Below are 26,931 nucleotides of genomic sequence, written 5' to 3' on the forward strand. Positions count from 1 at the left end.
ACGTCGCTGCGGTGTTTTAATACCGCACGCTTTTTGCGCTACGAGTTTGGGCTACCATGACGCACGCTGCTTACACCATTACTCTGACGGACATTGCCCGCCATCTAGGCGTCGCCTTTAGCGGCAACGGAGACTCGCCCATTCGTGGTTTAGCGACGCTTAAAGACGCTAAGCCGGATCAAGTGGCCTTTCTTGCCAATCGTGCTTATCTGAAAGATTTAGCCAAGACGCAGGCGGGCGCTGTGTTACTCCACCCAGAGCACGGCAAAAGCTGTCCAGTACCCCGCTTGGAAATGGACAACCCTTACCTTGGCTACGCTAAGCTTTCACAGTTATTCGATCCAATGGCCGTCTTAGATACGCCCGGTATCCACCCTTCGGCGGTGGTGGCGGAAGATGCCACGCTAGGCGCTGATGTTTCGATTCAACCTAACGCTGTCATCGCCTCTGGCGCGGTACTCGAAGACCGTGTAGTGGTCGGGCCGGGCAGCATCGTAGGGGCCGATAGCCATCTCGGTGAAGCGACGCGCTTACATGCCAACGTGACCGTTTGTCATGGCATTGTGGTGGGTAAGCGTGTGATTTTGCATAGCGGCTGCGTGATCGGTGGTGACGGCTTTGGTTTTGCCCACGATGGTGCCGGTTGGCTCAAGATTGCGCAGCTAGGCGGCGTGATTCTTGGAGATGACGTAGAAATTGGTAGCTGCTCAAGTATTGACCGAGGGGCGCTTGGGGATACGCTTATTGGTCATGACGTTAAAATCGATAGCCAAGTACAAATTGCGCATAACGTGCAAATTGGCGACCACAGCGCGCTAGCCGGATGTGTGGGGGTGGCGGGTTCCACCAAAGTGGGAAAGCACTGCATGCTTGGCGGCGGTGTGGGTCTCTCAGGGCACTTAACCTTGTGCGATGGCGTGCAAGTCACGGGAATGAGCTTAGTGACCAACTCCATCCATGAGCCGGGTGTCTACTCATCAGGAACGGGAGCGATGAATAATCTCCAGTGGAGAAAAAATGCCGTGCGTTTTAAGCAACTTGATGAAATAGCCAAGCGCCTGTCACGACTAGAAAAACAGCAGTTAAGTGAATAAAAGGCACGACGATATTTACGTTGGGTAGGTTGAGGCTAATGCGTCGCGCGTTATAATCCACTGCCTTCACCAGCAGGAAAGCTGGACGCTCCTGAGCTCAGCTCAGGATATATGTTATTTAGAGGTCGCCACGATGGTCATGGATATCAACGAAATTCGCGAATATTTACCCCACCGCTATCCGTTTTTGCTGGTGGACCGGGTGATTGAGCTCACCGAAGGCGAAACCATCGTTGCGTATAAAAATGTCAGCATTAATGAGCCGTTTTTTAATGGTCACTTTCCCCACCATCCGATTATGCCTGGCGTGTTGGTGGTTGAAGCGCTTGCACAGGCATGTGGAATTTTAGGGTTCAAAACCGTCAATAAGCGCCCGGCCGATGGCTACGTTTACTATCTGGTAGGTAGCGATAACGTTCGTTTTAAGCGCCCCGTCATGCCCGGTGATCAGCTGAGGCTGGAGGCAAACGTGATTCGTGGCAAACGCGGTATCTGGAAGTTTGCCTGCCGCGCTACGGTGGAAGGCGAACTGGCCTGCGAAGCAGAAATTATTTGTGCCGAGAGGAAGGTGGCTTGATTCATCCGACTGCACTGATTGATCCATCGGCCCAGTTGGCCGACGACGTCGAAGTAGGTCCGTATAGCATCATCGGGCCTCAAGTCGCGATTGGGGCGGGCTCGGTGATTGGCCCTCACGTGGTGGTGAAAGGGCCGACAACGCTGGGTGCGCGCACGCGTATTTTTCAGTTCGCCTCGGTCGGTGAGGATTGCCAGGATAAAAAATACGATGGCGAGCCTACGCGCTTAGTTGTGGGTGATGACAATGTCATCCGGGAAGGGGTGACGATCCATCGCGGTACTGTCCAAGACCGTAGCGAAACCACGATTGGTTCGCGTAACTTGTTAATGGCCTATGTGCACGTAGGTCATGATTGTATCATCGGTAATGACTGCATTCTTGCCAACCAAGTGACACTCGCGGGTCACGTCAATGTGGGTGACTGTGCCATTTTAGGCGGATTGGCGGCTGTGCATCAGTTTTGCCATTTTGGCGAGCACGCAATGGCAGGGGGTGGTTCCATCATTACCAAAGATACCCCTGCTTACACCATGATTAACGGTAATCCGGCGCAAGTGCACGGGCTCAACTTGGTCGGCTTGAAACGGCGTGGTTTTAGCAGCGAGGCGATCAAAGCGTTGACAGACGCCTATAAACTGCTTTATCGCCAAGGGCTAACCGTCGAGCAAGCGCTTGTGGAGATGCGTAAACGCTACGAGCTGCCGGAAGTTGAACGCTTTGCCGCCTCTATCGAGTGCTCGACCCGCGGTATCGTGCGGTAAACGAGGCCTGCCATGACGCTTAAGCGTATCTACATTGTTGCCGGTGAGTTATCAGGCGATACCCTCGGTGCGGGCCTAATGCGCGAGCTCAAAGTCCGCCACCCTGGGGTTGAGTTTCGTGGCATAGGTGGGCCGCGAATGATTGAGCTTGGCATGCAAAGTCGCTTTCCGTTGGAAACCTTATCAGTGATGGGGTTGGTCGAAGTGCTTAAACACTTGCCGGAACTGCTCCGTGTACGAAAAACACTCAAAGCCGACGCGCTCGCGTGGCAGCCGGACTTAATGCTAGGGGTTGATGCCCCAGATTTTAACTTAGGCCTAGAGCGTGCCCTGCACAATGCGGGCATCAAAACCGCGCACTATGTCAGCCCATCGGTTTGGGCATGGCGCCAAGGGCGGGTGAAAAAGATCGCTCGTGCGGTTGATGGCATGCTGGCGCTGTTGCCGTTCGAAGCCGAGTTTTACCGTGAGCATCGCGTGCCGGTTGCCTTTGTAGGTCATCCGCTTGCTGACGAGTTGCCGCTTGACACCGACCGCCGCGCTTCCCGAAAAACGCTGGGTTTGGCAACCGAAGGGCCGCTTGTGGCGCTACTGCCCGGTTCGCGAGCGAATGAAATCCGTTTCATGGGGCCGACGTTTTTAGCCGCCGCGGTAATGCTATGCGAGCGCTTTCCTGCGCTTCAGTTTGTCATCCCCGCCGCCACGCCCGCGCGTTACCAAGAGCTAAACGCCCTGCTAACCGAGTACCCTGAACTCGCCACACGGGTGACGTTACTTGACGGCCAATCGCGGGAGGCGATGGTGGCAAGCGACATTGTGCTGTTGACCTCGGGCACGGCCGCGCTGGAAGCGATGCTTTGCCATCGGCCGATGCTTGTTGCGTATAAAATGGCGCCGGTCACTCACTGGCTTGCTAAGCGGCTCGTGAAAGCGCGCTGGATCTCGCTACCCAACCTTATCGCCCAAGAAACATTGGTGCCGGAGCTGATTCAAGAGGCGGCAAGCGCCCAGGCGATTGCCAAGCAGCTAGAGCAGCTGTTGGATCACCCAGCCGAGCGCGAAGCGTTAGAAGTACGTTTTGCCGCCATGCATGCTGAATTGCAGCGTGATGCTAGCCGCCGCGCAGCGGAGGCGATTGAGGCGCTAGCCGCAGGGCAGCCGCTAGTTCAAGGGGATTCATGACCACGAAGGCATCGTCCTGGCCACCGCTGGAAATTGCCTACCAAGGCGAATGGTTGGCGGGCATTGATGAAGTGGGGCGTGGGCCCCTGGTGGGCAGCGTCGTCGCGGCAGCGGTGATATTAAACCCAGCGGTACCTATTGACGGGCTGACCGATTCCAAAAAACTGTCGGCGCGAAAGCGCGAAGCGCTGGACGGGGAAATTCGCCAGAAGGCTCTGGCGTTTTGTGTTGCCGAAGCGTCGGCGGCGGAGGTCGATGCGCTGAATATCTATCACGCCACGCACTTGGCCATGCGCCGCGCGATTGATGGGCTTACGCCTGCAGCAGAATACGTATTGGTCGATGGCAACCGCCTGCCGGGGCACGCGCTTCCAGGCCAGGCGGTGGTGAAAGGTGATTTGCGCCATAGCGCGATTGCCGCCGCGTCGATTTTGGCTAAAGTGGCGCGCGATGCGCAGATGGTCGCGCTGGATCAGCGCTATCCTGAGTACGGTTTCGCTCGCCATAAGGGCTACCCAACGACAGCGCATCTGTTAGCCCTAGACGCCCACGGCCCTTTGCTTGAGCATCGCAAAAGTTTTGCCCCGGTTAAGCGTCAGCTCGCTTTGCTATAAACCCGTTATCCATTCATGTTATTGCCCAGCGTCGAGACTCCTATGACGGTTCCGTTTGTCCATCTGCGTATACACAGCGAATACTCCCTGGTCGATGGCTTGGTCAAACTTAAGCCGCTGGTCAGCACCACTGAGGCGCACAATATGCCGGCGGTGGCGCTGACGGATGAAGCAAACCTTTTCGGTTTGGTGAAATTCTACACGGCCGCGCAAAGCGCCGGCATTAAGCCAATTATCGGCAGCGACCTATGGCTGCATAACCCTCACGATGAGGTGCACCCGTACCGGCTCACTCTTTTGGCCATGGACGAGACGGGCTATCGCAATCTTACCGAGTTGATTTCGAAAGGGTGGACCGATGGCCAGCGCCAAGGGCGGGCGATTCTCAACAAGCGCTGGGTGTTGGCGCAAAGCGAAGGGCTGATTGCGCTCTCGGGGGCGCGCGACGGCGAAATCGGCCGCCACTTGCTTGCCGAACACTACGCAGATGCCAAAGCGTTGTTGCATGAGTGGCAGGCGGCGTTTCCCGAGCGCTTTTATCTCGAACTTACCCGCACTGGGCGCGCGCTCGAAGAAGCCTGCGTGCACGAAAGCGTCAAACTTGCCATCGACACCGGTACGCCCGTGGTCGCGACCAACGATGTACGCTTTCTTGAGCGCGACGACTACTGGGCTCATGAAACCCGGGTCGCCATAGGGGAAGGCAAGGCTATAGACGATCCGCGGCGTGAGCGCAAATACGCTGAGGAGCAATACCTCAAAAGCCCCGACGAGATGGCTGAGCTCTTTGCGGATATCCCCGAAGCGTTGGAAAACAGCGTGATGATTGCCAAGCGCTGCAGTGTTGATGTGCGCCTAGGGGAAATCTTTCTGCCCGAGTTCGAAATCCCCGAGGGCATGACCCAGGATGATTTTTTTCGCAAGATTTCCCACGACGGCTTGACCGAGCGTTTGGACTTTCTTTTTCCGGCGCAGCAGTACCCTCGCGATGATCAAGCGTACCAGGCGATCGATCAGCGTTATCGTGAGCGGCTCGACTTCGAGCTCAACATCATCATCCAGATGGGGTTCCCCGGTTACTTTTTGATCGTGATGGACTTTATTCAGTGGGCCAAGGACAACGACGTGCCAGTGGGGCCGGGGCGTGGTTCGGGTGCCGGGTCGCTTGTTGCCTACGCGCAGAAAATCACCGACCTCGACCCGATTGGCTACGACCTGCTTTTTGAGCGCTTTTTGAACCCCGAGCGTGTGTCGATGCCCGACTTTGACGTCGACTTTTGCATGGAAAAACGCGACAAGGTCATCGAATACGTTGCCGAACGTTACGGTCGCGATGCGGTGTCGCAGATTGTCACTTTCGGCACCATGGCGGCGAAGGCGGTGGTGCGCGATGTCGCCCGTGCTCAGGGCAAACCCTATTCCTTGGGCGACAAGCTTTCCAAGCTGATTCCATTTGAAGTAGGAATGACGCTGGCTAAGGCGATTGACGCCGAGCCCGCCCTGCGAGAGTTTGTCGAAGCTGACGACGAAGCCAGCGAAATCTGGGAAATGGCGCGGAAACTTGAAGGCATTACCCGCGGTACCGGTAAGCACGCCGGTGGTGTGGTCATTGCCCCGACGAAGCTAACCGATTTTGCGCCGCTTTTGTGCGATGAAGACGGCTCGGGGCTTATGGTGCAATTCGATAAGAACGATATCGAAGAAGCGGGGCTGGTGAAGTTCGACTTCCTCGGTCTGCGCACCTTGACGATTATCGACTGGGCGCTGGAGATGGTCGATAAAGTGCGCGCTGTCGAAGGTGAAGGGCCGCTCAATATCGATGCCATCCCGCTGGATGACGCTCCGACGTTTGACATGCTCAAACGTGCCGAAACCACCGCGGTATTTCAGCTTGAATCCCGCGGAATGAAGGAGCTGATTAAACGGCTTTTGCCTGATTCGCTCGACGATATGATCGCGCTTGTCGCGTTGTTCCGCCCCGGCCCGCTTCAGTCGGGCATGGTCGATGATTTTATCAACCGCAAGCACGGCCGCGCGGAAGTGTCTTATCCCCACCCGGATTACCAGCACAAGCTGCTGGAGCCAGTGCTGGGCCCCACCTACGGCATTATTCTCTACCAAGAGCAGGTAATGCAGATCGCCCAGGTGATGGCGGGTTATAGCCTTGGCCAGGCAGATATGCTGCGCCGGGCCATGGGTAAGAAAAAGCCCGAGGAGATGGCCAAGCAGCGCGCTGGCTTTATGGAAGGTTGTGCAGCCAACGGGATCGATAAAGACCTCGCGGGCAATATCTTCGACTTGGTCGAGAAATTTGCCGGCTACGGCTTTAACAAGTCGCACTCGGCCGCTTACGCCCTCGTTTCTTACCAAACCGCGTGGCTCAAAGCGCACTATCCGGGGCCGTTTATGGCCGCGGTGATGTCCACCGAGATGGATAACCTGGATAAGGTCGTCCCGCTGATCGAGGAATGCCGCCACCTCAAACTTACCGTGACGCCGCCGGACGTCAACGTAGGTGGCTACAAGTTCACCGTCGATACCGATGGCCGCGTAGTCTATGGCCTCGGCGCGATTCGTGGCGTGGGCGAAGGGCCGATTGGCGCGATTGTCGAGGCGCGCGACGCCGAAGGACCGTTTGCCGATCTGTTCGACTTCTGCCGTCGCATCGATCCTAAACGCATAAACAAGCGCACGCTGGAAGCGCTGATTCGTTCCGGTGCGCTGGATAATCTTGGCCCTAATCGTGCCGTGTTATTTGCGTCGATGGAGGATGCCCTCAAGGCCGCCGCGCAAAACCATACCAACCAAAACCTCGGTATGCTGGATATGTTCGGCGATGCCTTTGAAGCCGCCGAAGATAACGATGTCTATGCTGAGTATTTGGGCGTGCGCGAATGGACTGACCGCGAGCGTTTGGCGGGCGAAAAAGAGACCTTGGGGCTTTACCTCACCGGTCACCCGATTGACGAGTACGAGCGCGAGTTGAAGCGTTTTGTCTCGACTCGGATCGTCGATTTATCGCCCTCCTGGGAGCCACAGCGTGTTGCCGGGCTTGTGGTGGGCGTGCGCACGATGAAGTCCAAGCGCGGTGACACCATGGCATTTATTACGCTTGATGACCGCACCGGGCGGATCGAAGCCTCGCTGTTTGGCGAGCTTTTTGATCAGCTTCGTGGTCAGATCGAGTCAGATCAGGTGCTGATCGTCGAAGGCGATGTCTCAAGCGATGACTATACGGGCGGGTTGAAGCTGCGCGGCAAAGACGTCACCCCGATGGTGGCGGCGCGCGCGCGTTACGGCGAATCAATCGACGTAGCGCTTGAAGCCGACAACATTAATGGCCGCCTGGTTGAGAACTTGCGCGATAGCTTGACGCCGTATCGCGATAGCGACGGCTTACCGGTACGGCTGCAGTATCGCCACCCGGACGCCACGGCATGGTTTGAACTTGCCGCCGAGTGGCGGGTGGCGCCGAGCGATGATTTGTTACTGGCGCTTAAAGACGTGCAAGGCCAGGTTGGCGTTCAACTTCGCTATCGCTAATGGGGGACAACATGCAGGTTGATCGGTCAGCTTTTGCTGATCTTTTATTGCAAGGAGCCCCTGAAAAGGAGCGTGCGCAACTGGCAGACGAGCTTGAAGTGCTTGCGGAGTGTGTCAGTAACCGACATTTTGCTGCGGGCGAATATCTGATCAAAGAAGGTGATATTGGTGACGCGGCGTACTTGATCAGCAAAGGGGATGTGGAAATCCTCAAGCAAGGCAAGCCGCATCCTGTTGGAACAGCGGGTGCTGGTAATCTATTGGGTGAGCTGGCGTTAGAGGCCCGCGGTCAGCGAGCGGCAAGCGTAAAAGCGGTAACGGATGTACACGCTTACCGCATTCGCGCAGAAGATTACCTGAAAGCTGTCAAAACGTGGCCGGAATTCAAGCGTTTGGTCACGCATAAGCTATATCAGCAACTGAGCGATAAACACCAAGACCTGCAGGCGAGACATCAACAGCTCCTTGAAGCTCAGAAAGAGAAAGACTCGCTGGGTTTTCTTTTGGTAACGCTTTTGCTGTTGTTGACCAGTTATGCGTTAGTCAATGGTTTTATGGTCAACCTTCTGGCGCTGCCTACCGATAGTTGGTTGATGTTTTCTTTTTCCAGAATCACCGAATTGATGGCGGTGATTATTCTCTGGCAGTTAGTACGTCGGTCCGGGCTGACAGCCAACGATATGGGATTGACGATGGCTAATGTGGGATCGTCACTTAAAGAATCCTTACTTCTCACTCTGATGGCCATGCTGTTGTTGTACGGGCTTGCCGTGTATTTGGCAGCCTATTGGGATAAACCCACAGGGTGGACCCTATCGCGCTTTGATTACAGCTATGCAACGTACTTGATAGTCGCTCCGTTACAGGAGTGGGTGGCGCGTGGCGTTTTTCAAACCAGTTTGGAAAAGCTTTTAGGCAAGGGTAAGGGGTTGGTAGCCGTGATACTGTCCTCTTTGGTTTTTGCTACATTGCATCTTCACGTTAACCCTATTTTATCCATTGTCAGCTTGGTCAGCGGCCTGATCTGGGGGTCGCTGTTCTTGAGGCACCGCAATCTTATCGGGATTTCGGTTTCGCATTTTTTGCTGGGCAATTGGGTCGCATTTCTCGGGCTCTGGGCTTTATGGGCCGGGTGAGCGGGTTTGCCATGCCCATAAGGGAGAAATGATCACCAAGAGGTGAGCCATGTCGGCAGCATCGCGCTTAGCGGTGATGATCAAGATGGCTCGGCTTAGCTTGCGTGACAAGGTCAAGGTGCGATAATGCGTTATCCTATTGCGCGATCCGAGAAGGCTTAATTTTTACAGGCTTAGCCGATGAATCCTAATTACCTCGATTTTGAACAGCCGATTGCCGAATTACAGGCAAAAATTGAAGAACTGCGTCTGGTTAGCTCCGATAGCCAAGTCAATCTCTCTGATGAAATTGGCCGCTTGGAGGAGAAGAGCCGCAGGCTCACCGAGTCAATCTTCAAAGACTTGACTCCTTGGCAAGTGTCCCAGCTTTCACGGCATCCTCAGCGCCCTTACACGCTGGACTACATTGAGCACATATTTACCGATTTTGACGAATTGCACGGGGACCGCCGTTTTGCCGATGACGCCGCTATCGTCGGCGGCGTTGCACGCCTTAACGACAAGCCCATGATGGTAATTGGCCATCAAAAAGGCCGTGATGTGAAAGAAAAGGTGCGGCGCAATTTTGGCATGCCCCGGCCCGAAGGTTATCGCAAAGCGTGTCGCTTGATGGAGATGGCCGAGCGCTTCAATATGCCCATCTTCACCTTTATCGACACACCCGGGGCCTACCCCGGCATTGACGCCGAAGAGCGCGGTCAATCTGAGGCGATTGCTCATAACCTTGCGGTCATGTCACGGCTCAAGACGCCAATTATCTCGACGGTCGTCGGTGAGGGTGGCTCTGGCGGTGCGCTCGCCATTGGCGTGTGCGACGAGTTGCACATGCTGCAGTACTCGACGTATGCCGTTATTTCGCCTGAAGGCTGCGCCTCGATTTTATGGAAGAGCGCCGAAAAAGCCTCTGATGCCGCTCAGGCCATGGGCATTACCGCTGAGCGCTTGAAAGAGCTGGGTTTTGTCGATGCGCTAGTGAAAGAGCCGCTTGGGGGCGCGCATCGCCACCCGATTAATACTGCTTCGCGGGTCAGCGAGGCGCTTAGCGCGAGCTTAGAGCGTTTGCAGTCGATGGATACCGACGCGCTGCTATCGCGCCGCTACGAACGGTTGATGAGCTATGGCGCCCCCGCCGCTTGATTCCCTTTTAACGCGACTGCACAGCGCCCTGGCGGAAACCCCGCCGGGGCGCTCTGTTTGGGTGGCAATCTCCGGCGGGCTGGACTCAACGCTGTTGCTGTCGCTGGCTGTCATCGCATGTAAAGAGACGCAGACATCGCTAAAAGCGATTCACGTCCATCACGGCCTGCAAGCGGCCGCAGAGACGTTCGAGCAGCACTGCCGCAAGCTTTGTGCGAGCCTGAGCGTACCGTTGACGGTGGCTCGTGTGAGTGTGAGTTCAAATGGGCAAGGGGTCGAGGGTGCGTCGCGCGAGGCTCGTTACGCCGCGTTTGCCGAGCACGTTTCCGCAGGCGACGATCTGTGGCTGGCGCAGCACCAAAACGATCAGGCGGAAACCTTTCTGCTTGCCGCCCTTCGCGGCAGTGGGCTGCGGGGCGTAAGCGCGATGCCCAAACAACGACCTTGGCGAGGGGGAAAAATCATTCGACCGTGGCTCGATGTTCCTCAAGACGACCTCACGTGTGCCGCAGAAGCGCTTGGGTTAACCTGGTGCGATGATCCTTCCAACGCCAAGACCCATTACAACCGTAACTTTCTACGTCACCGTGTTTTTCCGGTGCTTAGCGAGCGCTGGGTGCGCACGCATGCTTGTTTTGCCGCTGTCGCTGAACAGGCGGGCGATGCCGATGCGCTATTAACCGAGTACGCAGAGGAGGAGCTTGCCACACTGAGTGTTGGGGAAGGGCAGCTTGATGTGACAGCACTTGGGCGGCGCTCACTGGCGCGCCAGCGGCTTTTGGTGCGCACCTTATGTCAGCAATTGGGGATGGTAACACCGCCGCGCAAACGGCTAGAAAGCCTGCTTTCGCAGCTGGACGCCGGGGCTGGCGCTCAGGTGCGAGTCGCGTGGGGCAACGTTGAGGCCCGGGTTTGGCAACAACGGTTTTATTTAATCAAGCAGCGCGCGCCATTGCCCGCATGGTGCGCCACCTGGGACGGGCAAGCGAAGCTAGTGACACCTCTCGGTGAGGTGCCGCTTTCGCTGGTAAGTGAGTCATCGCTTACCGTAATGTGGCGCCAGGGCGGGGAGGTGTTAGAGATGCCTAAACGTGGTCGGCGGGATCTCAAGCGGTTACTGCAAGAGGCGAATATTCCGCCTTGGGAGCGCGAGCGCGTGGTGGTTATCTGGCGAGAAAATACGGACCGCACAATCCGCTGCATTGCTGCCGTGTACCCGCCCGACAGACTTTGCTGGCAGGCGGCGGGTGAAATGGTGATATGGCATAACGCGTTGTAGGCGAACGGATGGCTGGGTTAACGAATCACGAGCGAAAAGCCTGCGCTCTCCATGTAGGCCTGCTCCTGCTCTAAGTCCGTGCTCAGCAGGGTGGGCTCGTCGCTTTTGGGCAGCTCAATGCAAAGCGCATCGCCCTGAACGCTAAATGCAGGCAGTGGCGGTGGAGTCTCAGGGCGCGCATGATTCAGCAGCACGCTTAAACGCAGAAGTCTCGCCAGTCGGGCGCATATGGCTTGCTGCGCTTTTGGCAGCGCTTGCCACTCTTTTAGCGGAAACTTGCGCCGGTGGGCGCGCACTAAAAAGGCCAGTAGGCGTTGTTCTGGGCGTGAAAAACCCGAAAGATCCGAGTGCTCAAGAAGGTAGGCGCCGTGGCGGTGGAACTGGCTATGGGAAATAGCCAAGCCAATCTCGTGCACATCGCTTGCCCAGCATAAATAGCGCCCATGATCATCGCTTAACTGCCATTCCTCGCGTACCGCTTGAAACAGACGGTTTGCCGTATCAGCGACGTTTTCTGCCTGGCGGGTATCCACGTCGTAACAGCGCCTAAGCGACGCCAGGGTTTTTAGCCGTGAGTCCTCAGCGCTGTTGCGCCCGGCCATGTCAAAAAGTACCCCTTCCCGTAAGGCACCGTCGGCAAAGCGCATCTGCTCCAATTCAAAGGCTTCAAAGATGGCGCTTAAAATGGCGATACCGGCAGGGAATACCTTCGCACGGTCAGGTTTTAACCCTTCAAGGGCGACTTTATCGACGTGTTTGCATTTGATAATTCGCTCGCGCAGTTTTTTCAGCCCTGCCCGCGTAATGAGTCCTTCTTGCGGCGTATCGGCATATGCGTGTAATACGCTGGCGGCCGCTTTAATCGTGCCGCTAGAGCCGACCGGGTCTTCCCAACCCAGGCGCTGGTAAGGGCGCTGGATATTGGCAAGCTCAGAGAGCGCGGCGAGCTCTGCTTTGCGCATGCGTTTATCGCTGAGCTCGCCGTCTGGGAAAAACCGGCGGGAAAACGTGATACAGCCCATGCGCAAGCTCTCCAGCGCCATGGGCTCAAATGATTCGCCGATAATAAACTCGGTTGACCCTCCGCCAATATCGATAATTAGCCGGCGCCCGCTTTCCGCAAGTGCATGAGCTGCACCAAGATAGATCAGGCGCGCCTCTTCGCGTCCGGCAATAATCTCGATAGGGTGGCCGAGTTGTGCTTCAGCCAAGTCGATAAACGTTTGGCTATTGTGGGCATCACGCAAGGCGTTGGTGCCGACGATACGCAACTGTGACGCAGGAATGCCGCTAAGAAACGGGGCAAAGCGTCCCAGGCAATCGAGCGCGCGCTGCATGGCGGTGTCGCTAAGAAAGCCGTCTTCATTAAGACCGGCGGCAAGTTGGACCTTTTCACCCAGACGCGCGACGACCTGAAGTCGCTCATTTTGATAGTTGGCGACAAGCAGGTGGAAGCTGTTGGAGCCCATGTCAATGGCAGCGAGACGCTGTGGCTCGCCGCTGTCAGCGTCACTGCGGGTGGTGCCGGGCAGTGAATCGTAGGGGAGCAAGATGTCCTTGGGCATGAGCTGTCCTTGAGGTTGGCTATACAAAGGTTGAGGGGCACTATCTTGATTGTCAATTGCTGAGGGCTTGCGTTTGGGTCAGAGCTTGTCTACCATCCCGCTATTGGTTTGATTCGGATCGACATGTCATGTGTTTTTGGCAACGCTCGGTTTCGATCACCTCAGGCTTAGTCAGCTCAATGGCGAGCCGCCCCGATGTCCAAGTCGTCAGATTGCCCGCTGGTATAGTCGGTTCCATTGTGAATCAATATGCTTCTGGGATCAGTAAGTGTTAGCACCCTCGCGCTGAGCGAAGCCGATTACGCTCAGTAGTGTCTTTTTATTTCGAGCGCGTGCCCCCGGGATCTGAACGCACCCTGCGACGTGGCAGTTTAAAGCGTCGCTTCATGCCTCCTTTCTTATTTCCGGCGCCTGGCGCCAGCTTCCATGAGCAACGTTCTAACACACCGATGAATCTCACTGAACTTAAGCAAAAACCCGTTCCCGAGCTGCTCGATATTGCCCGCGAGATGGGAATCGACAACCTCGCCCGTTCGCGCAAGCAGGACATCATTTTCGCCATCCTTAAGAAACACGCCAAAAGTGGCGAGGATATCTACGGCGACGGTGTACTGGAAATTCTTCAGGATGGCTTTGGCTTCCTGCGCAGCGCCGACAGCTCGTATCTCGCTGGGCCAGACGATATTTACGTCTCGCCCTCACAAATCCGCCGCTTTAACCTGCGCAAAGGTGACTCCATTGCCGGGAAAATTCGTCCGCCGAAAGAAGGCGAACGCTATTTTGCCCTGCTGAAAGTCAGCCAGATCAACTTTGATCGGCCGGAGAACGCCAAGCACAAGATTCTCTTTGAGAACTTGACGCCGCTGTTCCCCGATGAGCGTATGTTCATGGAGATCGGTAACGGTTCGACGGAAGATCTAACGTCGCGCATTATCGATCTCACCGCGCCTATCGGCAAAGGCCAGCGTGGACTTTTGGTCTCCCCGCCCAAGGCGGGTAAGACGCTAATGCTGCAGAACATCGCCACGTCGATCACGCGCAACAACCCCGAGTGTCATTTGATCGTGCTGCTGATCGATGAGCGCCCGGAGGAAGTGACCGAAATGTCACGTACCGTGCGCGGTGAAGTGGTCGCATCGACCTTTGATGAGCCGCCGGCGCGCCACGTACAAGTTGCGGAAATGGTGATCGAGAAAGCCAAGCGTCTGGTCGAGCATAAAAAAGACGTGGTTATCCTGCTCGACTCTATTACCCGCTTGGCGCGCGCCTACAACACTGTGGTGCCAAGCTCCGGCAAAGTCTTAACCGGTGGCGTCGACGCGCATGCACTTGAGAAGCCCAAGCGGTTCTTCGGCGCGGCGCGTAATATCGAAGAAGGCGGCAGCCTGACCATTATTGCCACGGCGCTCGTGGATACCGGTTCGAAAATGGATGAAGTGATTTTCGAAGAGTTCAAGGGCACCGGTAACATGGAAGCGCACCTTGACCGCAAACTGGCCGAAAAGCGCGTTTTCCCTGCCATTAATATCCGCCGCAGTGGTACCCGCCGTGAAGATTTGATCGCCTCTGAGGATGAAATGCAGCGTATGTGGATTCTACGCAAGCTGCTCAACCCGATGGACGATATCGCGGCGACTGAGTTCTTGATCGACCGTCTTAAAGACACCAAAACTAACTTGGAGTTCTTTGAGGCCATGAAGCGCCGCTAAGGCGCTTTGGTCGTCTTACCCTTGAGCCGGGGAGCCAACAGTGAAGTACCATGACCTGCGGGATTTTATCGCCGCCCTGGAGGCACAAGGGGAGCTTAAGCGTATTAGCGCGGAAGTTGACCCCTACTTGGAAGTGACCGAAATTTGCGACCGCACGCTGCGTGCCGGCGGGCCTGCGCTGCTGTTTGAGAACGTCAAGGGTCACGACATGCCGCTGCTGGGGAACCTATTCGGCACGCCTAAGCGCGTGGCATTGGGCATGGGGGAAGACTCTGTCGAGGCGCTGCGCGAAGTGGGTAAATTGCTGGCGTTCTTAAAAGAGCCCGACCCACCCAAAGGCTTGAAAGACGCGTGGTCAAAGCTTCCGATCTTTAAGCAAGTACTGAGCATGGGGCCTAAGACGGTCAAGCGTGCGCCGGTGCAAGAGGTGGTGTTTGAGGACGACGATGTCGACTTGGGCCGCCTGCCGATTCAGCATTGCTGGCCAGGCGACGCCGCCCCCTTGGTGACCTGGGCGCTGGTAGTGACCCAGGGACCGCATAAAAAACGCCAAAATCTGGGTATTTATCGCCAGCAGAAAATCGGTAAAAACCGCCTGATTATGCGCTGGCTTTCCCATCGCGGTGGAGCGCTCGATTTTCAAGAGTTTCAAAAAGCCCATCCGGGCGAGCCTTTCCCCGTAGCGGTAGCGCTAGGGGCTGACCCTGCCACTATTCTTGGTGCAGTCACGCCGGTACCTGATACGCTTTCCGAATACGCCTTTGCCGGGCTGTTACGCGGTTCGCGCACGGAGCTGGTTAAATGCGGCCACGCTGAGCTTGAAGTGCCGGCATCAAGCGAAATCATTCTTGAAGGTTTTATCTACCCTGATGACATGGCGCCGGAAGGTCCGTTTGGCGACCATACCGGCTATTACAATGAAGTAGATTATTTCCCCGTTTTTACCGTGACGCGCATCACCCAGCGTCGCGATGCGATTTACCACTCTACCTACACCGGTCGCCCGCCGGATGAGCCCGCGATTCTGGGGGTGGCACTAAACGAAGTGTTCGTGCCGATCCTGCGTAAGCAGTTTCCTGAGATAGTCGACTTCTACTTGCCGCCTGAAGGCTGTTCCTACCGCATGGCGGTGGTGACGATGAAAAAGCAATACCCTGGCCACGCGAAACGCGTGATGATGGGGGTATGGAGCTTTTTGCGTCAGTTTATGTACACCAAGTTTGTGGTGGTGCTCGATGACGATGTCGATGCGCGCAATTGGGAAGATGTCATCTGGGCGATGACCACGCGGATGGACCCGGCACGCGATACGGTGATTATCGAAAATACGCCGATTGATTACCTGGACTTTGCCTCGCCAGTCTCGGGGTTGGGTTCCAAAATGGGTTGGGATGCGACCAATAAGTGGGCGGGTGAAACCGATCGCGAATGGGGCGTGCCCATTACCATGGATGAAGCAGTGAAAACGCGTGTCGACCAGCGCTGGGAAGAATTGGGTATTGGTATTCCACTGCCATCGGCACGCCAAGGGTGTGAGTAGGCAGTTCCCCTGTTTGAGATAATAAAGAGGTTTTATGAGCGCAAGGACGTTGACTTGCCAAGTCACCGAGGTTGAAGACTTAAACCCCGATGTATTCGGCGTGACCCTACAAGGGCGTGCAGAAGCGATGCAGCACGCGCCGGGACAGTATCTGGAAATGCATCTAGACGGTGATATTTGGGTGCCGTTCTCGATCGCCAGCGCCGAACGCGGCGACGGCCAGCTTGAGCTGCATATCCAACACTGGCCGGAGCGCGATAATTCTGCACGTCTGCGTGAGCTGCTACAGGTGGCGAACCAGTTGACAGTACGCCTGCCGGGTGGGGACTGCATTGTTGATCTTGAAAGTACGCGCCCACTGCTGCTCATCGCGGCGGGTACCGGGTTTGCACAAATGAAAGCGATCATTGAAGCGGTGCTTGCCCGTCAGCCTAATCGTCAGATTGATCTGTGGTGGGCCGCGCGTGAGCATCGAGATTTGTACCTAGAACCCTTGGCGTGTCAGTGGGCGCAGAAACACTCGACGGTTACGTTTCATGCCGTTACCGAAATGCCACTCAACGAGCCGATGAGCCAGGGCGAACGAATCTATCACCACTTAGGCCGTGTGGATGAAGCCTTGGAAGCAGCCTCTATTTTGCCTTCGGATTATAATGTTTATCTGTCTGGTTCGCCGGGGATGGTGTATGCCTGCGTGGATATTTTGCTGGAAAAAGGGCTCGAAAAGCGCCAAATGCTGTCCGATGTGTTTAGCTATGCACCGCGCTAGAGTTGGTTTAACCCATTGTTAATAAAGTGGGTTAGTAAAGTAGTCGTAGGTCTTTTGTCGATCTGTAACCTCGTCGTCGACGCAAAGATTGGGTAAAGTGGCTTTGTTGTTAACCCCTGGCAACGTCACATACGATAAGGAGGCTATCATGGCCCATGATGAAAACGTTAAAGATACGTCGGGACTTTTTTCCATCGTAATGGGATTGGTCGTGCTGGTTAGTATGAGTGCGCTTCCCGCTACTATTGGCTGGGTCCAATTTTTTAACGGCTAATGCCTAGAAACGATCTCGCTGATGACTAAAGTTGCACCACAAGGGCTTGTCAACAGTGGATAAAGCAGGCAGGATTCAAGCCATTGATGCGTTTCAGCATGACGTAATTGTAAAACGCGGTACACAGAACGCCCGCTCAACCAACGGAAATAGACAATGACCATGGCCTCGCTTAACCGCAATGTCGTAATCACTCCAGCGAATGCTGGTGTCTTTTTTGGGTATTGGTTTAGCCAAGGTGTGCCCGTGGCCGACGCTTAACGTCGCGCCAACAGGCACACCTCACGGGTTGCCTGCCGCATAGAAAGCCCCGGTTGGTAACCCCAGCCGGGGCTTTCGCGTTTTGTCATCTGTCTCAACGAGACTGACAGACCTCAATCTATCAACACGAACTATCAGAGGAGTAGCACTATGACCTACCGCGACGTTTATTTTGCCAGCGCAAACGACGATACATACAGAAACGATGTATACGCAGGCGATGGTTGGCGATTTAACGCCGCGCGATCGGTCACCGCTGCCACCTCCGAACGCGTTCAGCTAGGTGGTGAATCACGCACACGATGTTCTCTACACTGTCCCGCAAACACGGAGAGTTGATCCATGAATGCCCCTGCTAAAACGCTTAATACCGCCACAACACCTAAGGCGACTGGTCAGTCAGCCGCTTCACCGATGAGTGATGCTGCTACTGTTCCGCTCCCAACCCCAGCTGAGCTTCACGCCACCCATCCGCTGGATGCCGCGTTAACATCAAGCATTGCCGAACACCGAGACGCGATCAGCCGCATTCTTCGTGGCGAGGATGATCGCCTACTGGTCGTGGTGGGGCCATGTTCCATCCATGACCCCAGTGCAGCCCTTGAATACGCCGAGCGCTTGGCGGCACTGAGCGACGAGGTGAGCGAACAGGTCGTACCGGTAATGCGGGTTTACGTGGAAAAACCGCGCACGACCATTGGCTGGAAAGGACTGGCGTACGACCCGGACTTAAATGGCAACGGCGATATGGCCAAGGGGCTTACGCTTTCCCGTGAGCTAATGGGCCGTGTCGCCCGGCTGGGCCTTCCGGTGGCCACTGAGGTTCTTCAACCGATGCTGGCGCCTTACTTGGACGACCTGCTGAGCTGGGTGGCGATTGGTGCACGTACCACGGAGTCGCAGCTTCATCGCGAACTGGCCAGTGATTTAAGCGCGGCAGTGGGGTTTAAAAATGCCACCAGCGGGGATATGCAAGTTTCGATTGACGCCATGCAAGCGGCGACGCATCCGCATCAGCGCTTTGCGTTAGACGTTCACGGGCGCCCGGTAATGCAGCTGAGCAAGGGTAATCCACACACTCATTTGGTGCTACGCGGCGGTCACGGTGAACCCAACTATCAAGCAAGCCATGTACGTGCGGCAACAAAAGCGCTGCGCGACGCCGGACAAAACCCACGTTTGATGGTGGATTGCAGCCACGCCAATGCGCGCAAAGACCACCGACGTCAGAGCGAAGTGATGCTGGATGTATTGGCGCAGCGTCAGGCGGGCGAGAACAACCTTGTGGCGCTGATGCTCGAAAGCTACCTGCATGAAGGTAAGCAGCCGCTTAAACCCGGCGCGCTGCGCCACGGCGTCTCGGTCACCGATGCCTGTATTGGCTGGGAGTCCACGGAGCACTTGCTGAAAACAGCTGCCGAGCGCTTGGCTTAACGGTTTGCGTCAATGCTTGTGCGTTGTGGTCGGCCACGTATCATAGGGGCCAATACTCTCGCTAAGAAAGTCATTAATGAGAGTTAAATCGCCACGATAAGAGGTCGTCCATGGCAGTGTTTCAATTAGACAATTACGAGCCTGAAGTGTATCGCCGCAAAGCGCGGATGATCAGCTTTGCGATGGCAGGGCAGCTGATTATTTTCGGGATGCTGTTTGCCATGCTGCTTACCTCGGCCTTGGGTAATAGCATTTGGCTAAATGGCTTGGGCGTGTTTCTTGGTTTGCTTGCCACCAGTGCGCTTTTTGCCGTGTTGAAAGAGCGTCCCTGGATGGACGAAGTGCGTTACGTTTGGCAGCTTAAACATCACCTTTCGCAAATTAGCGGCTACCTGCCGACGCTGCGCAAAGCCGTAAAAGAAGACAACCGAGTCGCGCTAGATATCCTTACGTTTTACCATCAAGGCATGACCCAGCTGGCTGAGCTTAACGGACGGACGACCGATGACGACGCCGAACGATTGGCCGAGAAGATGGACGTCAAACTTAAGCGTGAAGCGCTAGAATTACCCGAAGCGGTAGACCGGTTTGATCCCCAGGATTTACAGGCGTTTAAGCGCCGTTAGCCTATCCGTTAGCTTATCGAAAAAATAACAGGGAGCGTGCTATGCGTCACTTACCAAAACTAAATATACTTTACCTAGGGCTTGTGACCTTGCTAGTGAGTGGATGTGCCGCGACGTCAGCGCCAATAGCGCCCTCAGATCAACGCGCGCCTGAGGGCAAAGCAACCGCGCCATTACTGCCCCCAGCTCTCTTTGCAGGCGGTGCCGACAAATTTGAGGCGTGGCGTTGTGAGCCGGCAAGCCAACATTTGGTGACAGCCTTTAATGACGAGACACTGCGCTTGTGGTCGCTACATGGCGCATGGCAATTACCTCAAGCGGTCGTGGCGAGCGGCGCGCGTTTTCAAGATGGTGAGATCAGCTTCTGGAACCGCGGCAACAAAGCACAGGTCGAGACGCCGCGTGGTCAGCTGCAGTGCCAGCAGACCATCACGCGTGAAACCTTAACCCGTGAAGCGCATCCGGGCGTTATGTTCTTAGGCCGCGGTAACGAGCCCGGCTGGTCAGTGGCGCTTTCCAGCAGCACGCCAACGCTTACGCTAACCACCGGCTACGGCCAGACCACCCAAACGCTGCCGTATATGATGAGCGTAATGGATAACGATGCTGGCCGTGTCGTGCTCGAAAATGCGAATGCAGGGCGTTTTTTCCGCGTGCGAATCGAAGCGGGCGCCTGCTTTGATGGCATGAGTGGGCACCCTTACCCGGCGCGAGTCACGCTGTCCATTGATGGCCAGCAGTATAGCGGCTGTGGCCAGGGCATTGCGCCCTAGTTGCCTTCCTAGTAAGCGGGCAGCGCCAAGCGCCAACGAGGCTCAGCAAGGGCGGTGGTCAAATCGAGCAAGGTGTCCCCAATACGCCAAGGATGACAACTTTACGGTCTAGCCGCCGCCCTAAAATGGCGCCCCAACGGCAGACCCCAGCACTGCCTGCGTGACTGAATCCACTGGTGTCTTTCCGCCAAAATTGAGCACGATATCAGCGGTACGACACTACCGTTAAAAACTATGGATATATAGATGTTGTATCGTTAAAAGCGATTGATCGTCGTTTGTTTCTATTTGTATAACCGGCCGCAAAAATGCCGTTGGAGTGCTAAGCTAGGTGCATTATTCGCGACACTGGGACGGGCGTGTTTGCCCCAATTCCATCACACGACGCAGCAAGGAGAAATAGCATGCAATACCTGCACACGATGGCACGCGTTAGTGATCTTGATGCATCGCTACGTTTCTACTGTGATCTCTTAGGTCTTAAAGAAGTGCGCCGCAAAGAAAACGATAAAGGCCGTTTTACGCTTGTTTTTCTCGCTGCGCCGGAAGATGAAACGCGCTCAGCTGAACTTCAAGCGCCAGAACTTGAGCTGACCTATAACTGGGACCCTGAAGAGTACGCCGGCGGGCGTAATTTTGGGCATTTGGCTTACCGGGTGGATGACATCTATGCGCTGTGTCAAAAGCTTCAGGATAACGGTGTGACCATCAATCGCCCACCCCACGACGGCCATATGGCGTTTGTGAAATCCCCCGACGGCATTTCCGTTGAGCTGCTGCAAAAAGGCGATGCCTTGGCGCCGCAAGAGCCCTGGGTCTCCATGGAAAATACCGGCAGCTGGTAATCACGCGATAAGGAAAGATCTCCATGACCATCAAAAACTGGCGGTTACTGCCATGGCTTGCCTCGGCAACGCTATTGCTGAGCGCCTGTAGCAGCGCGCCGGGCCCAGGCTCCGCGACAGACCCGGAACCAGTCGGAGGTTCGCTCTCCGGGCCGGTCATCGAACAGCGCTGGAACTTTTTGCTTAATGGTACAAATGAAAAGCTGGATTTTGACCAGACGCCTTATTTCCGTATTGCCTCGGATGGAAGCGTGAGCGGATATGACGGCTGCAACCGGTTCACCGGTCAGGTTGAACTCGGTGCCAACCAGCGCATTGCCTTTAATCAGTTGGCCTCAACGCGTATGGCTTGCCCTGGCATGGAGAATGCTCAGCATGTCACCAATATGCTGACCAATGCCTACCGTTATCTGATTGATCATGATCGATTGGTGTTTTTCGGCCCGGATAGTCGGGTTTTAGGCGGCTGGCGTGAAGCTGACTGATCAACGGCTATCCTGAGCGTTAATCTTTCACAGGCGGATTGAAGCGGGCAATAAAGCGCGCATCAATCCGGTTTTTCCATCGCCAGACCCATTTCCCAGAAAACCCTACCGCCCCTCGGCTGCCAATGGCGCGGCCATCGCCAGTGCCAATCAGTGCGAGCACTCGTTTAGGTGGCTGCCACTCATTCAGCGGTTGGCAACGACAGGCAGCGCGCAAGTTATCGGCCAAGTGCGGCCCCATGCGCACGGCGTAAACCCCAGCGTTTGGCAGAGCAGGCGTGAACGCCGCGCAGTCACCCGCCGCGAAGATGCCGGGCACTCCTTCCACCTCCAGTGTTTTTTCTACCTGAATAAAGCCGAGTGGATCGAGCGGCAGTACAGTATCGGCTAGCCAAGCGTGCCCGACGGCACCTGTTGCCCACAGCACGATATCCGCCGGGAAGTGATGGTTTGCGGTATCAAGCACGCCTCCCTCAGCCAGCGCTTTTCCTCGAACGTCGTTATGCACCGTGATGCTCGCCCGGCGTAACGCGCGCTTTGTTAGCCAACGCGGCAGCCGCCCTGCACCGGGAAGAAGCGTATCGGAGGCGCTTAAGATATCTCCCCGCCAGGTAATATCCGGGCGTTCATTGCGCAGTTGGGCCAGCACGCTCATCAGCGTTTCGCAGCTCGCAGCGCCCCCGCCAACGCTCACTACCCGTTGGGTACCATCGCTGGGTAAGTGGCTAATGTCATCCTGCAGCGCCTGCCAGCGTTGGTGTAGGCTGCTTAATGGGCGCATGGCGAGTAGCTTGGGGAGGTTTTCTCCATGCTGCTGGGGAAGCGCCAGGGTTGAGCCGATATTGAGTGAGGCAATATCGAACGCGAGCTTATCGCCGCTAGCCAACACGACATGACGCTTCTCAACGCTTAACGACGTAGCGGGTGAGGTGATTAAACGTGCCCCGGCGCGCTGGCATAGCGCCGCGATATCAATCTGTGTTTCACGCCGTGAGCACTCGCCTGCAAGCCAAGCGGGGACGCTGCCCGAGTACGCCGCATAGCGGCTATCGCTGACCACGGTGATCGCGATATTGGAGTCTGGTTGTTTGGCAAAGGCTTCCAGTACAAAGGCGTGGGCGTGGCCCGCACCCATCAGTAATAATTGCGGCATGGGCATCCTATAGAGAAGCAAGGTGCTGTAGGGTGTTTAACAGAGAAAAACTTGGTTTTTACCTGCCATTTTGGCGAGATACATGCTTTGATCCGCCCGCTCAAATAGCTGGCGGGGCTGGTCGTCAGGCTGGACAAGAGTCAGGCCGATACTGATCGTTAATGGGTCGGCGATGGAGAAAATATGTTGCTCCACGTTGTGGCAGAGCCGGTTAGCGAGTTGGAGACAGGCGTCTTGGCTCACTCTTTTCACAATAATAATAAACTCATCGCCACCCCAGCGGCCAAAGTGGTCATCGTCTCTCAAGGTTTTCTGCACTAGAAACGCCATATCACGCAAGATATCATCGCCGGTCGCATGCCCATAGGTATCGTTAATATTTTTAAAATCGTCAATATCAAACATTAACATCGCGAAGTTGACCGACGAATGGATTGCATCCTCAATTACCCGCTCTGTGTAGTAGCGGTTCCAGCATTTTGTTAAGGGGTCGATGCGCGTCAGGCTCTCAAGGCGTTGATTGGTCTTGGTTAACTGGCGATTGAGGTGAACGACCTCCAAAGCGGTTATGGCCACGGCTAAATCGTCGGCCAGCTCAATCGTCATAGAGGCTTCCAGCGGCGTCCAATAACTCAAGGAGCCCTGAAGCGTCGTATCAGCAGCCAAGGCGGGGAGTAGCGGCTGTTGGCGAAACAGCACTAACCAACCTAACGCGGCATTCGCGACGCGGAGCTGGGCCGCCATGCCGCCTTGGCAGCTGCCGTTCAATTCGGTCATTTCGTCATGGGCGTTGTGCTGGTTTAGCTGCTGTAACTGGTGAAATAGCGGGTGCCTGGAGGGGCATTTGCCAAAGCAGTGGAGATCGCCCTGATAAGCCAGCGCGATACCTTCGGTTTGAAAAATATCGCACCAGCTAGCGCCATGATGCTGCAAAATATCATCAATGGAAGTCGGTTGTTTAATATCTCTGTATAGCAACCTGCGGCGAGACTTTAAACCTAACTGGCGAGTGACCATACATTCTGCTTTTAACAAGCGTAAGCGTTGGGACGCACTATCAATGAGTAGCTGGATCCACTTGTCAGGCTCTGCGTAGGCGGCAGGTGGATGCCCAATATACCCCCACACCCCATGTTCGCCATTTAGCTCATAAAGTTGCAGTTTTGAGGCCGCTAAATCGTCGTAACAATGAATAGCGAGCAGCGCGTGATGAAAGGCTAGGTTATTTTCCAACGGATAGCAGTATGCCAAACGGAGGTTTCCTGTGCTCAAACGGCGATAAAGTGCAATGGGTTGGTTGTCCGCCAGTTTGTGTAGCGTTTTGGCGAGTCGCTCAAAAAGCTCCGGAGGCGTTTTCGATGAACTGATGAGGCCTAATGCGTGGCATAGGTCATCGAAAGTATTGGCTGGTGTAGAAGGTACGCCACTCATCCTGAATGACTCCTAAAGCACGGCGCCTGCGTAATAGCCAGGGCGTGCCTTGGTATGGGTGAAACGATGGATTGAAATTGAAGTAACGATTCAATCAAAAGGTTAATCACTATTCAACTATTATTGAATAATCGCTTCACATTGGCGGCATGAATGAAAAACAGATGTTCGCCGAGCGATTAAAAAACGCCATGCAAGCAGCCGGGTACGACGTGCGCTCCTCTGTTCTGGAGCGTGAATTCAACCTGCGTTATTGGGGAAAGCCGATTACGTATCAAGCGGTCAGGCGCTGGCTGCGCGGCGATTCAATTCCCAGCCAGGAAAAACTTCAGGTATTGGCACACTGGCTGGCAATTGATCCTCATCAATTACGCTATGGTCGTGTAGCAACGTCGTCCATCAGCGAGCCGTCGGCCGTTTGGGATATTTCTTCCAACAACGAAGAGCAGCGATTATTAGCGCTATACCGCCGCTTGCCTACTGAGCAGCGCAAGGTCGTGCTGGAGGTGATGGAGACATTTGCGAAAGCTTATTCAACGACAGATAGCCCCAATAAATAGATACCCTCTTGAGAGAGCTCCCGCTATGACCCACTGCGCCCGCGCCGCCAGGTAAAGTAACGCTTCAATAACGCCAGTATCCGTTCGGGTTTGTGAGCGTTTTTCCATACCCCGGCGGTGGCCTTGGCCGCTTCGCCCAAGGTGGGGTAAGGGTGAATGGTACCCAGCAGCTTGTTGAGGCCTAAGCCGTGTTTCATGGCGATGGTGAATTCACCCAGCCACTCGCCAGCATTCTCCGCCACGATGGTCGCGCCGAGAATTTTGTCTTTGCCTGGCACGGTAAGCACCTTGATAAACCCCTCGGTGGCGCCTTCGGCAATGGCGCGGTCACTGTCTGCCATGGCGTAGCGGGTGACCTCGAAGGCGATGTGCTTCTCCTTGGCTTCCTTCTCGTTGAGGCCGACCCGCGCGACTTCCGGCTGGACGTAGGTTACCGCGGGCATGTACCGATAATCCACGGCAAAGCTTTTCAGCTCGCCAAACAGCGCGTTAACCGCCGCATGCCAGGCCTGGTGAGCAGCAGCGTGGGTCAACTGATAAGGCCCGGCGAGATCCCCGCAGGCCCAGATATTGGGCAGGCGCGTTTGCAGTCGCTCGTTAAGCTCCAGCGTACCGGTGGGCGAAGTGGTTACCCCCAGCGCTTCAAGGCCCAGCCCTTCAATATTGGCTTGGCGGCCGACACTCACCAGCAGATAGTCGAAGGCCAGTTCAGAGCGCTCTCCGTGGTGCTCCACTACCAGCTGATAGCCTGACGCGTCGCTGATGACTTCCAGTGCCTTGGTGTCAGTCATTACCGTGACACCTTCGCCCGCCAGGGTGTTTTCGACGGCCTCGCCGACCTCCTGATCCTCCCGGCCCATCAGCTGAGGCATGCCTTCCACCAGCGTGACCTGGCTGCCCAGGCGGGCAAAGCTTTGGCCAAGCTCACAGCCGATGGCGCCGCCGCCGAGCACCACCAGGCGCTTGGGTAATTCTGTCAGTGACCATAGGTTTTCAGAGGTGAGCACGGGCGCGTGCTCAATGCCCGGCAGCGATGGCACCTTGGGGCGGGCGCCGGTGGCCAGCACGACATGGCGGGCAGTGAGGGTTTTGTCGCCTACTTGAACTTCCCAGGGTGAAATCAGGGTGGCGTGGTCCTGGTACACCTCAACGCCCAGTTGGGTGTAGCGCTCGACGCTGTCGTGGGGCTCGATATCGCTAATCGCCTGATGCACATGCCCCATGACCTTGGCGAAATCAATTTGCGGTTCGCTTGACGTCACGCCAAAGCGTGGCGCGGTACGAATCTCGTGGGCGGCACGGGCGGCGCGTATCAGTGCTTTTGACGGTACGCAGCCGGTATTCAGGCAGTCGCCACCCATCTTGTGCTTTTCGACCAATGCCACCTTGGCGTTGACGGCGCTGGCGATATAGCTGGTCACGAGCCCGGCGGAGCCACCGCCAATGACCAGAATGTCATAATCAAATGTGGTTGGGCGTTTAAAAGCTTGGTATGCCTTGCGCTTTTGTACCAGCAGCACGATGCGCCGGGCGATCCAAGGAAATACCGCGAGTAGGACAAATGAGGCAAGCAGTGACGGCGAGAGGATACCGCCTAAACTTTCTAACTCGCCGAGCTGACCGCCAGCATTAACGTAGACGGCGGTGCCGGGTAGCATCGCGACCTGGCTGACCCAATAAAACGTTACGGTTTTTATCCGGGTAAGCCCCATCACCAAGTTGATCATGAAAAAGGGGAAAATTGGCACCAAACGCAGGGTAAAAAGGTAGAGAGCACCGTCGCGCTCAACCCCGCGATTGATCCGTTCAAACTGGCGCGGGAAGCGTTTTTCAATCGGCTTGCGGAACAGAAAACGTGAGATCACAAAGGCTAGCGTAGCCCCTATCGTGCTGGCGAACGAGATGATCAAAAGCCCCCAACCAAGGCCAAACAGCGCCCCGCCCAGCAGGGTCATCAAGGCGGCGCCCGGTAGCGATAGCGCCGTGATGACAACGTACACAGCGAAGAAAATTCCCGCGACCTGCCAAGGCGATTGGCTAAACATGGCCTGAAAGTCACTGCGATACGCTTGCATCGTCTCAAGGGTAAAGTAATCCGCCGCACCGCTAAGATAAAACAGTGCTACCACAGCGGCCAAAAGGGCAATCAATAAAAGGCGTTGTCGGTTCACGTAAGGCTC

The 26,931-nt window shown here is 55.8% G+C and carries 23 protein-coding genes; 19 read left to right on the forward strand and 4 right to left on the reverse strand.

Going from position 1 to position 26,931, the window contains the following annotated elements; all coding sequences use genetic code 11:
* The first annotated feature begins 56 nt into the window (after positions 1-56).
* The 9 genes from lpxD to tilS all read left to right on the forward strand — a co-directional run bounded on the left by lpxD (position 57) and on the right by tilS (position 11,326).
* The gene (gene lpxD / locus M8006_RS05190; RefSeq protein WP_250080400.1) at positions 57-1,094 is read left to right on the forward strand and encodes a UDP-3-O-(3-hydroxymyristoyl)glucosamine N-acyltransferase; all 1,038 of its coding nucleotides are present in this window, start codon (positions 57-59) and stop codon (positions 1,092-1,094) included.
* Positions 1,095-1,227: 133 nt separating this feature from the next.
* Complete coding sequence (fabZ, locus tag M8006_RS05195; RefSeq protein WP_250080401.1) at positions 1,228-1,671, forward strand: 3-hydroxyacyl-ACP dehydratase FabZ; 444 nt, start codon at positions 1,228-1,230, stop codon at positions 1,669-1,671.
* The gene (gene lpxA, locus M8006_RS05200) at positions 1,668-2,435 is read left to right on the forward strand and encodes an acyl-ACP--UDP-N-acetylglucosamine O-acyltransferase (protein WP_250080402.1); all 768 of its coding nucleotides are present in this window, start codon (positions 1,668-1,670) and stop codon (positions 2,433-2,435) included. Before fabZ ends, lpxA begins: the two co-directional genes overlap by 4 nt.
* Positions 2,436-2,447: 12 nt before the next feature.
* Positions 2,448-3,617: a lipid-A-disaccharide synthase gene (gene lpxB / locus M8006_RS05205; RefSeq protein ID WP_250080403.1), complete on the forward strand. Its 1,170-nt coding sequence runs from the start codon at positions 2,448-2,450 to the stop codon at positions 3,615-3,617.
* The gene (rnhB, locus tag M8006_RS05210; RefSeq protein WP_250080404.1) at positions 3,614-4,231 is read left to right on the forward strand and encodes a ribonuclease HII; all 618 of its coding nucleotides are present in this window, start codon (positions 3,614-3,616) and stop codon (positions 4,229-4,231) included. Before lpxB ends, rnhB begins: the two co-directional genes overlap by 4 nt.
* A 42-nt stretch (positions 4,232-4,273) precedes the next feature.
* Positions 4,274-7,774 carry a DNA polymerase III subunit alpha gene (gene dnaE, locus M8006_RS05215; protein WP_250080405.1) on the forward strand — a complete coding sequence of 1,167 codons (3,501 nt, stop codon included), beginning with the start codon at positions 4,274-4,276 and terminating at the stop codon, positions 7,772-7,774.
* 11 nt (positions 7,775-7,785) lie between these two features.
* Positions 7,786-8,910, forward strand: a complete 1,125-nt coding sequence (locus M8006_RS05220) for a cyclic nucleotide-binding domain-containing protein (RefSeq protein ID WP_250080406.1) — start codon at positions 7,786-7,788, stop codon at positions 8,908-8,910.
* 180 nt (positions 8,911-9,090) lie between these two features.
* Positions 9,091-10,047 carry an acetyl-CoA carboxylase carboxyl transferase subunit alpha gene (gene accA / locus M8006_RS05225; protein WP_250080407.1) on the forward strand — a complete coding sequence of 319 codons (957 nt, stop codon included), beginning with the start codon at positions 9,091-9,093 and terminating at the stop codon, positions 10,045-10,047.
* Entirely contained in the window at positions 10,028-11,326 is a 1,299-nt protein-coding gene (tilS, locus tag M8006_RS05230; protein WP_250080408.1) for a tRNA lysidine(34) synthetase TilS, read from the forward strand. Before accA ends, tilS begins: the two co-directional genes overlap by 20 nt.
* A gap of 17 nt (positions 11,327-11,343) precedes the next feature.
* On the opposite strand, the gene ppx is transcribed toward tilS, so the two are convergent.
* A complete protein-coding gene (gene ppx, locus M8006_RS05235; protein WP_250080409.1) occupies positions 11,344-12,891 on the reverse strand; it encodes an exopolyphosphatase in 1,548 nt (515 codons plus the stop codon).
* A 449-nt stretch (positions 12,892-13,340) separates the two neighbouring features.
* Here ppx and rho point away from each other — a divergent pair, with 449 nt between their 5' ends.
* The 9 genes from rho (at position 13,341) to M8006_RS05275 (ending at position 21,607) form a co-directional block, all read left to right on the forward strand.
* Complete coding sequence (gene rho / locus M8006_RS05240) at positions 13,341-14,600, forward strand: transcription termination factor Rho (protein ID WP_179929941.1); 1,260 nt, start codon at positions 13,341-13,343, stop codon at positions 14,598-14,600.
* Between the two features lie 40 nt (positions 14,601-14,640).
* Positions 14,641-16,140 (forward strand): 4-hydroxy-3-polyprenylbenzoate decarboxylase, encoded by a 1,500-nt coding sequence (gene ubiD, locus M8006_RS05245; protein WP_250080410.1) that lies wholly within the window; start codon positions 14,641-14,643, stop codon positions 16,138-16,140.
* Between the two features lie 34 nt (positions 16,141-16,174).
* Entirely contained in the window at positions 16,175-16,909 is a 735-nt protein-coding gene (locus M8006_RS05250; protein ID WP_250080411.1) for an NAD(P)H-flavin reductase, read from the forward strand.
* Positions 16,910-17,057: 148 nt separating this feature from the next.
* The gene (locus M8006_RS18145; RefSeq protein WP_284046938.1) at positions 17,058-17,183 is read left to right on the forward strand and encodes a hypothetical protein; all 126 of its coding nucleotides are present in this window, start codon (positions 17,058-17,060) and stop codon (positions 17,181-17,183) included.
* A gap of 603 nt (positions 17,184-17,786) precedes the next feature.
* The gene (locus tag M8006_RS05255) at positions 17,787-18,878 is read left to right on the forward strand and encodes a 3-deoxy-7-phosphoheptulonate synthase (protein WP_284046939.1); all 1,092 of its coding nucleotides are present in this window, start codon (positions 17,787-17,789) and stop codon (positions 18,876-18,878) included.
* 110 nt (positions 18,879-18,988) lie between these two features.
* On the forward strand, positions 18,989-19,504 hold the full coding sequence (locus M8006_RS05260; protein WP_250080412.1) for a DUF3087 family protein: 516 nt from the start codon (positions 18,989-18,991) through the stop codon (positions 19,502-19,504).
* 41 nt (positions 19,505-19,545) lie between these two features.
* Positions 19,546-20,277, forward strand: a complete 732-nt coding sequence (locus tag M8006_RS05265) for an MliC family protein (RefSeq protein ID WP_250080413.1) — start codon at positions 19,546-19,548, stop codon at positions 20,275-20,277.
* Positions 20,278-20,681: 404 nt separating this feature from the next.
* Positions 20,682-21,122, forward strand: coding sequence for a lactoylglutathione lyase (gloA, locus tag M8006_RS05270; RefSeq protein ID WP_250080414.1), 441 nt, complete (start codon positions 20,682-20,684; stop codon positions 21,120-21,122).
* 23 nt (positions 21,123-21,145) lie between these two features.
* Positions 21,146-21,607: an META domain-containing protein gene (locus M8006_RS05275; RefSeq protein WP_250080415.1), complete on the forward strand. Its 462-nt coding sequence runs from the start codon at positions 21,146-21,148 to the stop codon at positions 21,605-21,607.
* 19 nt (positions 21,608-21,626) lie between these two features.
* Here the strand turns inward: M8006_RS05275 and M8006_RS05280 are convergent, their stop codons facing one another.
* Both M8006_RS05280 and M8006_RS05285 read right to left on the reverse strand, forming a co-directional pair.
* Entirely contained in the window at positions 21,627-22,766 is a 1,140-nt protein-coding gene (locus tag M8006_RS05280) for an FAD-dependent oxidoreductase (protein ID WP_250080416.1), read from the reverse strand.
* A 30-nt stretch (positions 22,767-22,796) separates the two neighbouring features.
* Positions 22,797-24,191, reverse strand: a complete 1,395-nt coding sequence (locus tag M8006_RS05285) for a GGDEF domain-containing protein (protein ID WP_250080417.1) — start codon at positions 24,189-24,191, stop codon at positions 22,797-22,799.
* A gap of 149 nt (positions 24,192-24,340) precedes the next feature.
* Here M8006_RS05285 and M8006_RS05290 point away from each other — a divergent pair, with 149 nt between their 5' ends.
* Positions 24,341-24,751, forward strand: coding sequence for a transcriptional regulator (locus M8006_RS05290; RefSeq protein ID WP_250080418.1), 411 nt, complete (start codon positions 24,341-24,343; stop codon positions 24,749-24,751).
* A gap of 23 nt (positions 24,752-24,774) precedes the next feature.
* Here M8006_RS05290 and M8006_RS05295 read toward each other — a convergent pair whose 3' ends face one another.
* Positions 24,775-26,922 carry a dihydrolipoyl dehydrogenase family protein gene (locus tag M8006_RS05295; RefSeq protein WP_250080419.1) on the reverse strand — a complete coding sequence of 716 codons (2,148 nt, stop codon included), beginning with the start codon at positions 26,920-26,922 and terminating at the stop codon, positions 24,775-24,777.
* Positions 26,923-26,931 lie beyond the last annotated feature (9 nt).

The sequence above is a fragment of the Halomonas llamarensis genome (assembly GCF_023555005.1).
Classification (GTDB): domain Bacteria; phylum Pseudomonadota; class Gammaproteobacteria; order Pseudomonadales; family Halomonadaceae; genus Vreelandella; species Vreelandella llamarensis.

What these genes read in the sequence shown, in the direction of transcription:
- M8006_RS05220 (WP_250080406.1), top strand. Translation starts at nt 7,786, where the DNA reads ATGCAGGTTGATCGGTCAGCTTTTGCTGATCTTTTATTGCAAGGAGCC.
- gloA (WP_250080414.1), top strand. Translation starts at nt 20,682, where the DNA reads ATGCAATACCTGCACACGATGGCACGCGTTAGTGATCTTGATGCATCG.
- M8006_RS18145 (WP_284046938.1), top strand. Translation starts at nt 17,058, where the DNA reads ATGGCCCATGATGAAAACGTTAAAGATACGTCGGGACTTTTTTCCATC.
- ppx (WP_250080409.1), bottom strand. Translation starts at nt 12,891, where the DNA reads ATGCCCAAGGACATCTTGCTCCCCTACGATTCACTGCCCGGCACCACC.
- M8006_RS05265 (WP_250080413.1), top strand. Translation starts at nt 19,546, where the DNA reads ATGCGTCACTTACCAAAACTAAATATACTTTACCTAGGGCTTGTGACC.
- M8006_RS05280 (WP_250080416.1), bottom strand. Translation starts at nt 22,766, where the DNA reads ATGCCCATGCCGCAATTATTACTGATGGGTGCGGGCCACGCCCACGCC.
- M8006_RS05260 (WP_250080412.1), top strand. Translation starts at nt 18,989, where the DNA reads ATGGCAGTGTTTCAATTAGACAATTACGAGCCTGAAGTGTATCGCCGC.
- rho (WP_179929941.1), top strand. Translation starts at nt 13,341, where the DNA reads ATGAATCTCACTGAACTTAAGCAAAAACCCGTTCCCGAGCTGCTCGAT.
- M8006_RS05250 (WP_250080411.1), top strand. Translation starts at nt 16,175, where the DNA reads ATGAGCGCAAGGACGTTGACTTGCCAAGTCACCGAGGTTGAAGACTTA.
- tilS (WP_250080408.1), top strand. Translation starts at nt 10,028, where the DNA reads ATGGCGCCCCCGCCGCTTGATTCCCTTTTAACGCGACTGCACAGCGCC.
- M8006_RS05285 (WP_250080417.1), bottom strand. Translation starts at nt 24,191, where the DNA reads ATGAGTGGCGTACCTTCTACACCAGCCAATACTTTCGATGACCTATGC.
- lpxB (WP_250080403.1), top strand. Translation starts at nt 2,448, where the DNA reads ATGACGCTTAAGCGTATCTACATTGTTGCCGGTGAGTTATCAGGCGAT.
- M8006_RS05290 (WP_250080418.1), top strand. Translation starts at nt 24,341, where the DNA reads ATGAATGAAAAACAGATGTTCGCCGAGCGATTAAAAAACGCCATGCAA.
- dnaE (WP_250080405.1), top strand. Translation starts at nt 4,274, where the DNA reads ATGACGGTTCCGTTTGTCCATCTGCGTATACACAGCGAATACTCCCTG.
- accA (WP_250080407.1), top strand. Translation starts at nt 9,091, where the DNA reads ATGAATCCTAATTACCTCGATTTTGAACAGCCGATTGCCGAATTACAG.
- lpxD (WP_250080400.1), top strand. Translation starts at nt 57, where the DNA reads ATGACGCACGCTGCTTACACCATTACTCTGACGGACATTGCCCGCCAT.
- M8006_RS05255 (WP_284046939.1), top strand. Translation starts at nt 17,787, where the DNA reads ATGAATGCCCCTGCTAAAACGCTTAATACCGCCACAACACCTAAGGCG.
- fabZ (WP_250080401.1), top strand. Translation starts at nt 1,228, where the DNA reads ATGGTCATGGATATCAACGAAATTCGCGAATATTTACCCCACCGCTAT.
- M8006_RS05275 (WP_250080415.1), top strand. Translation starts at nt 21,146, where the DNA reads ATGACCATCAAAAACTGGCGGTTACTGCCATGGCTTGCCTCGGCAACG.
- rnhB (WP_250080404.1), top strand. Translation starts at nt 3,614, where the DNA reads ATGACCACGAAGGCATCGTCCTGGCCACCGCTGGAAATTGCCTACCAA.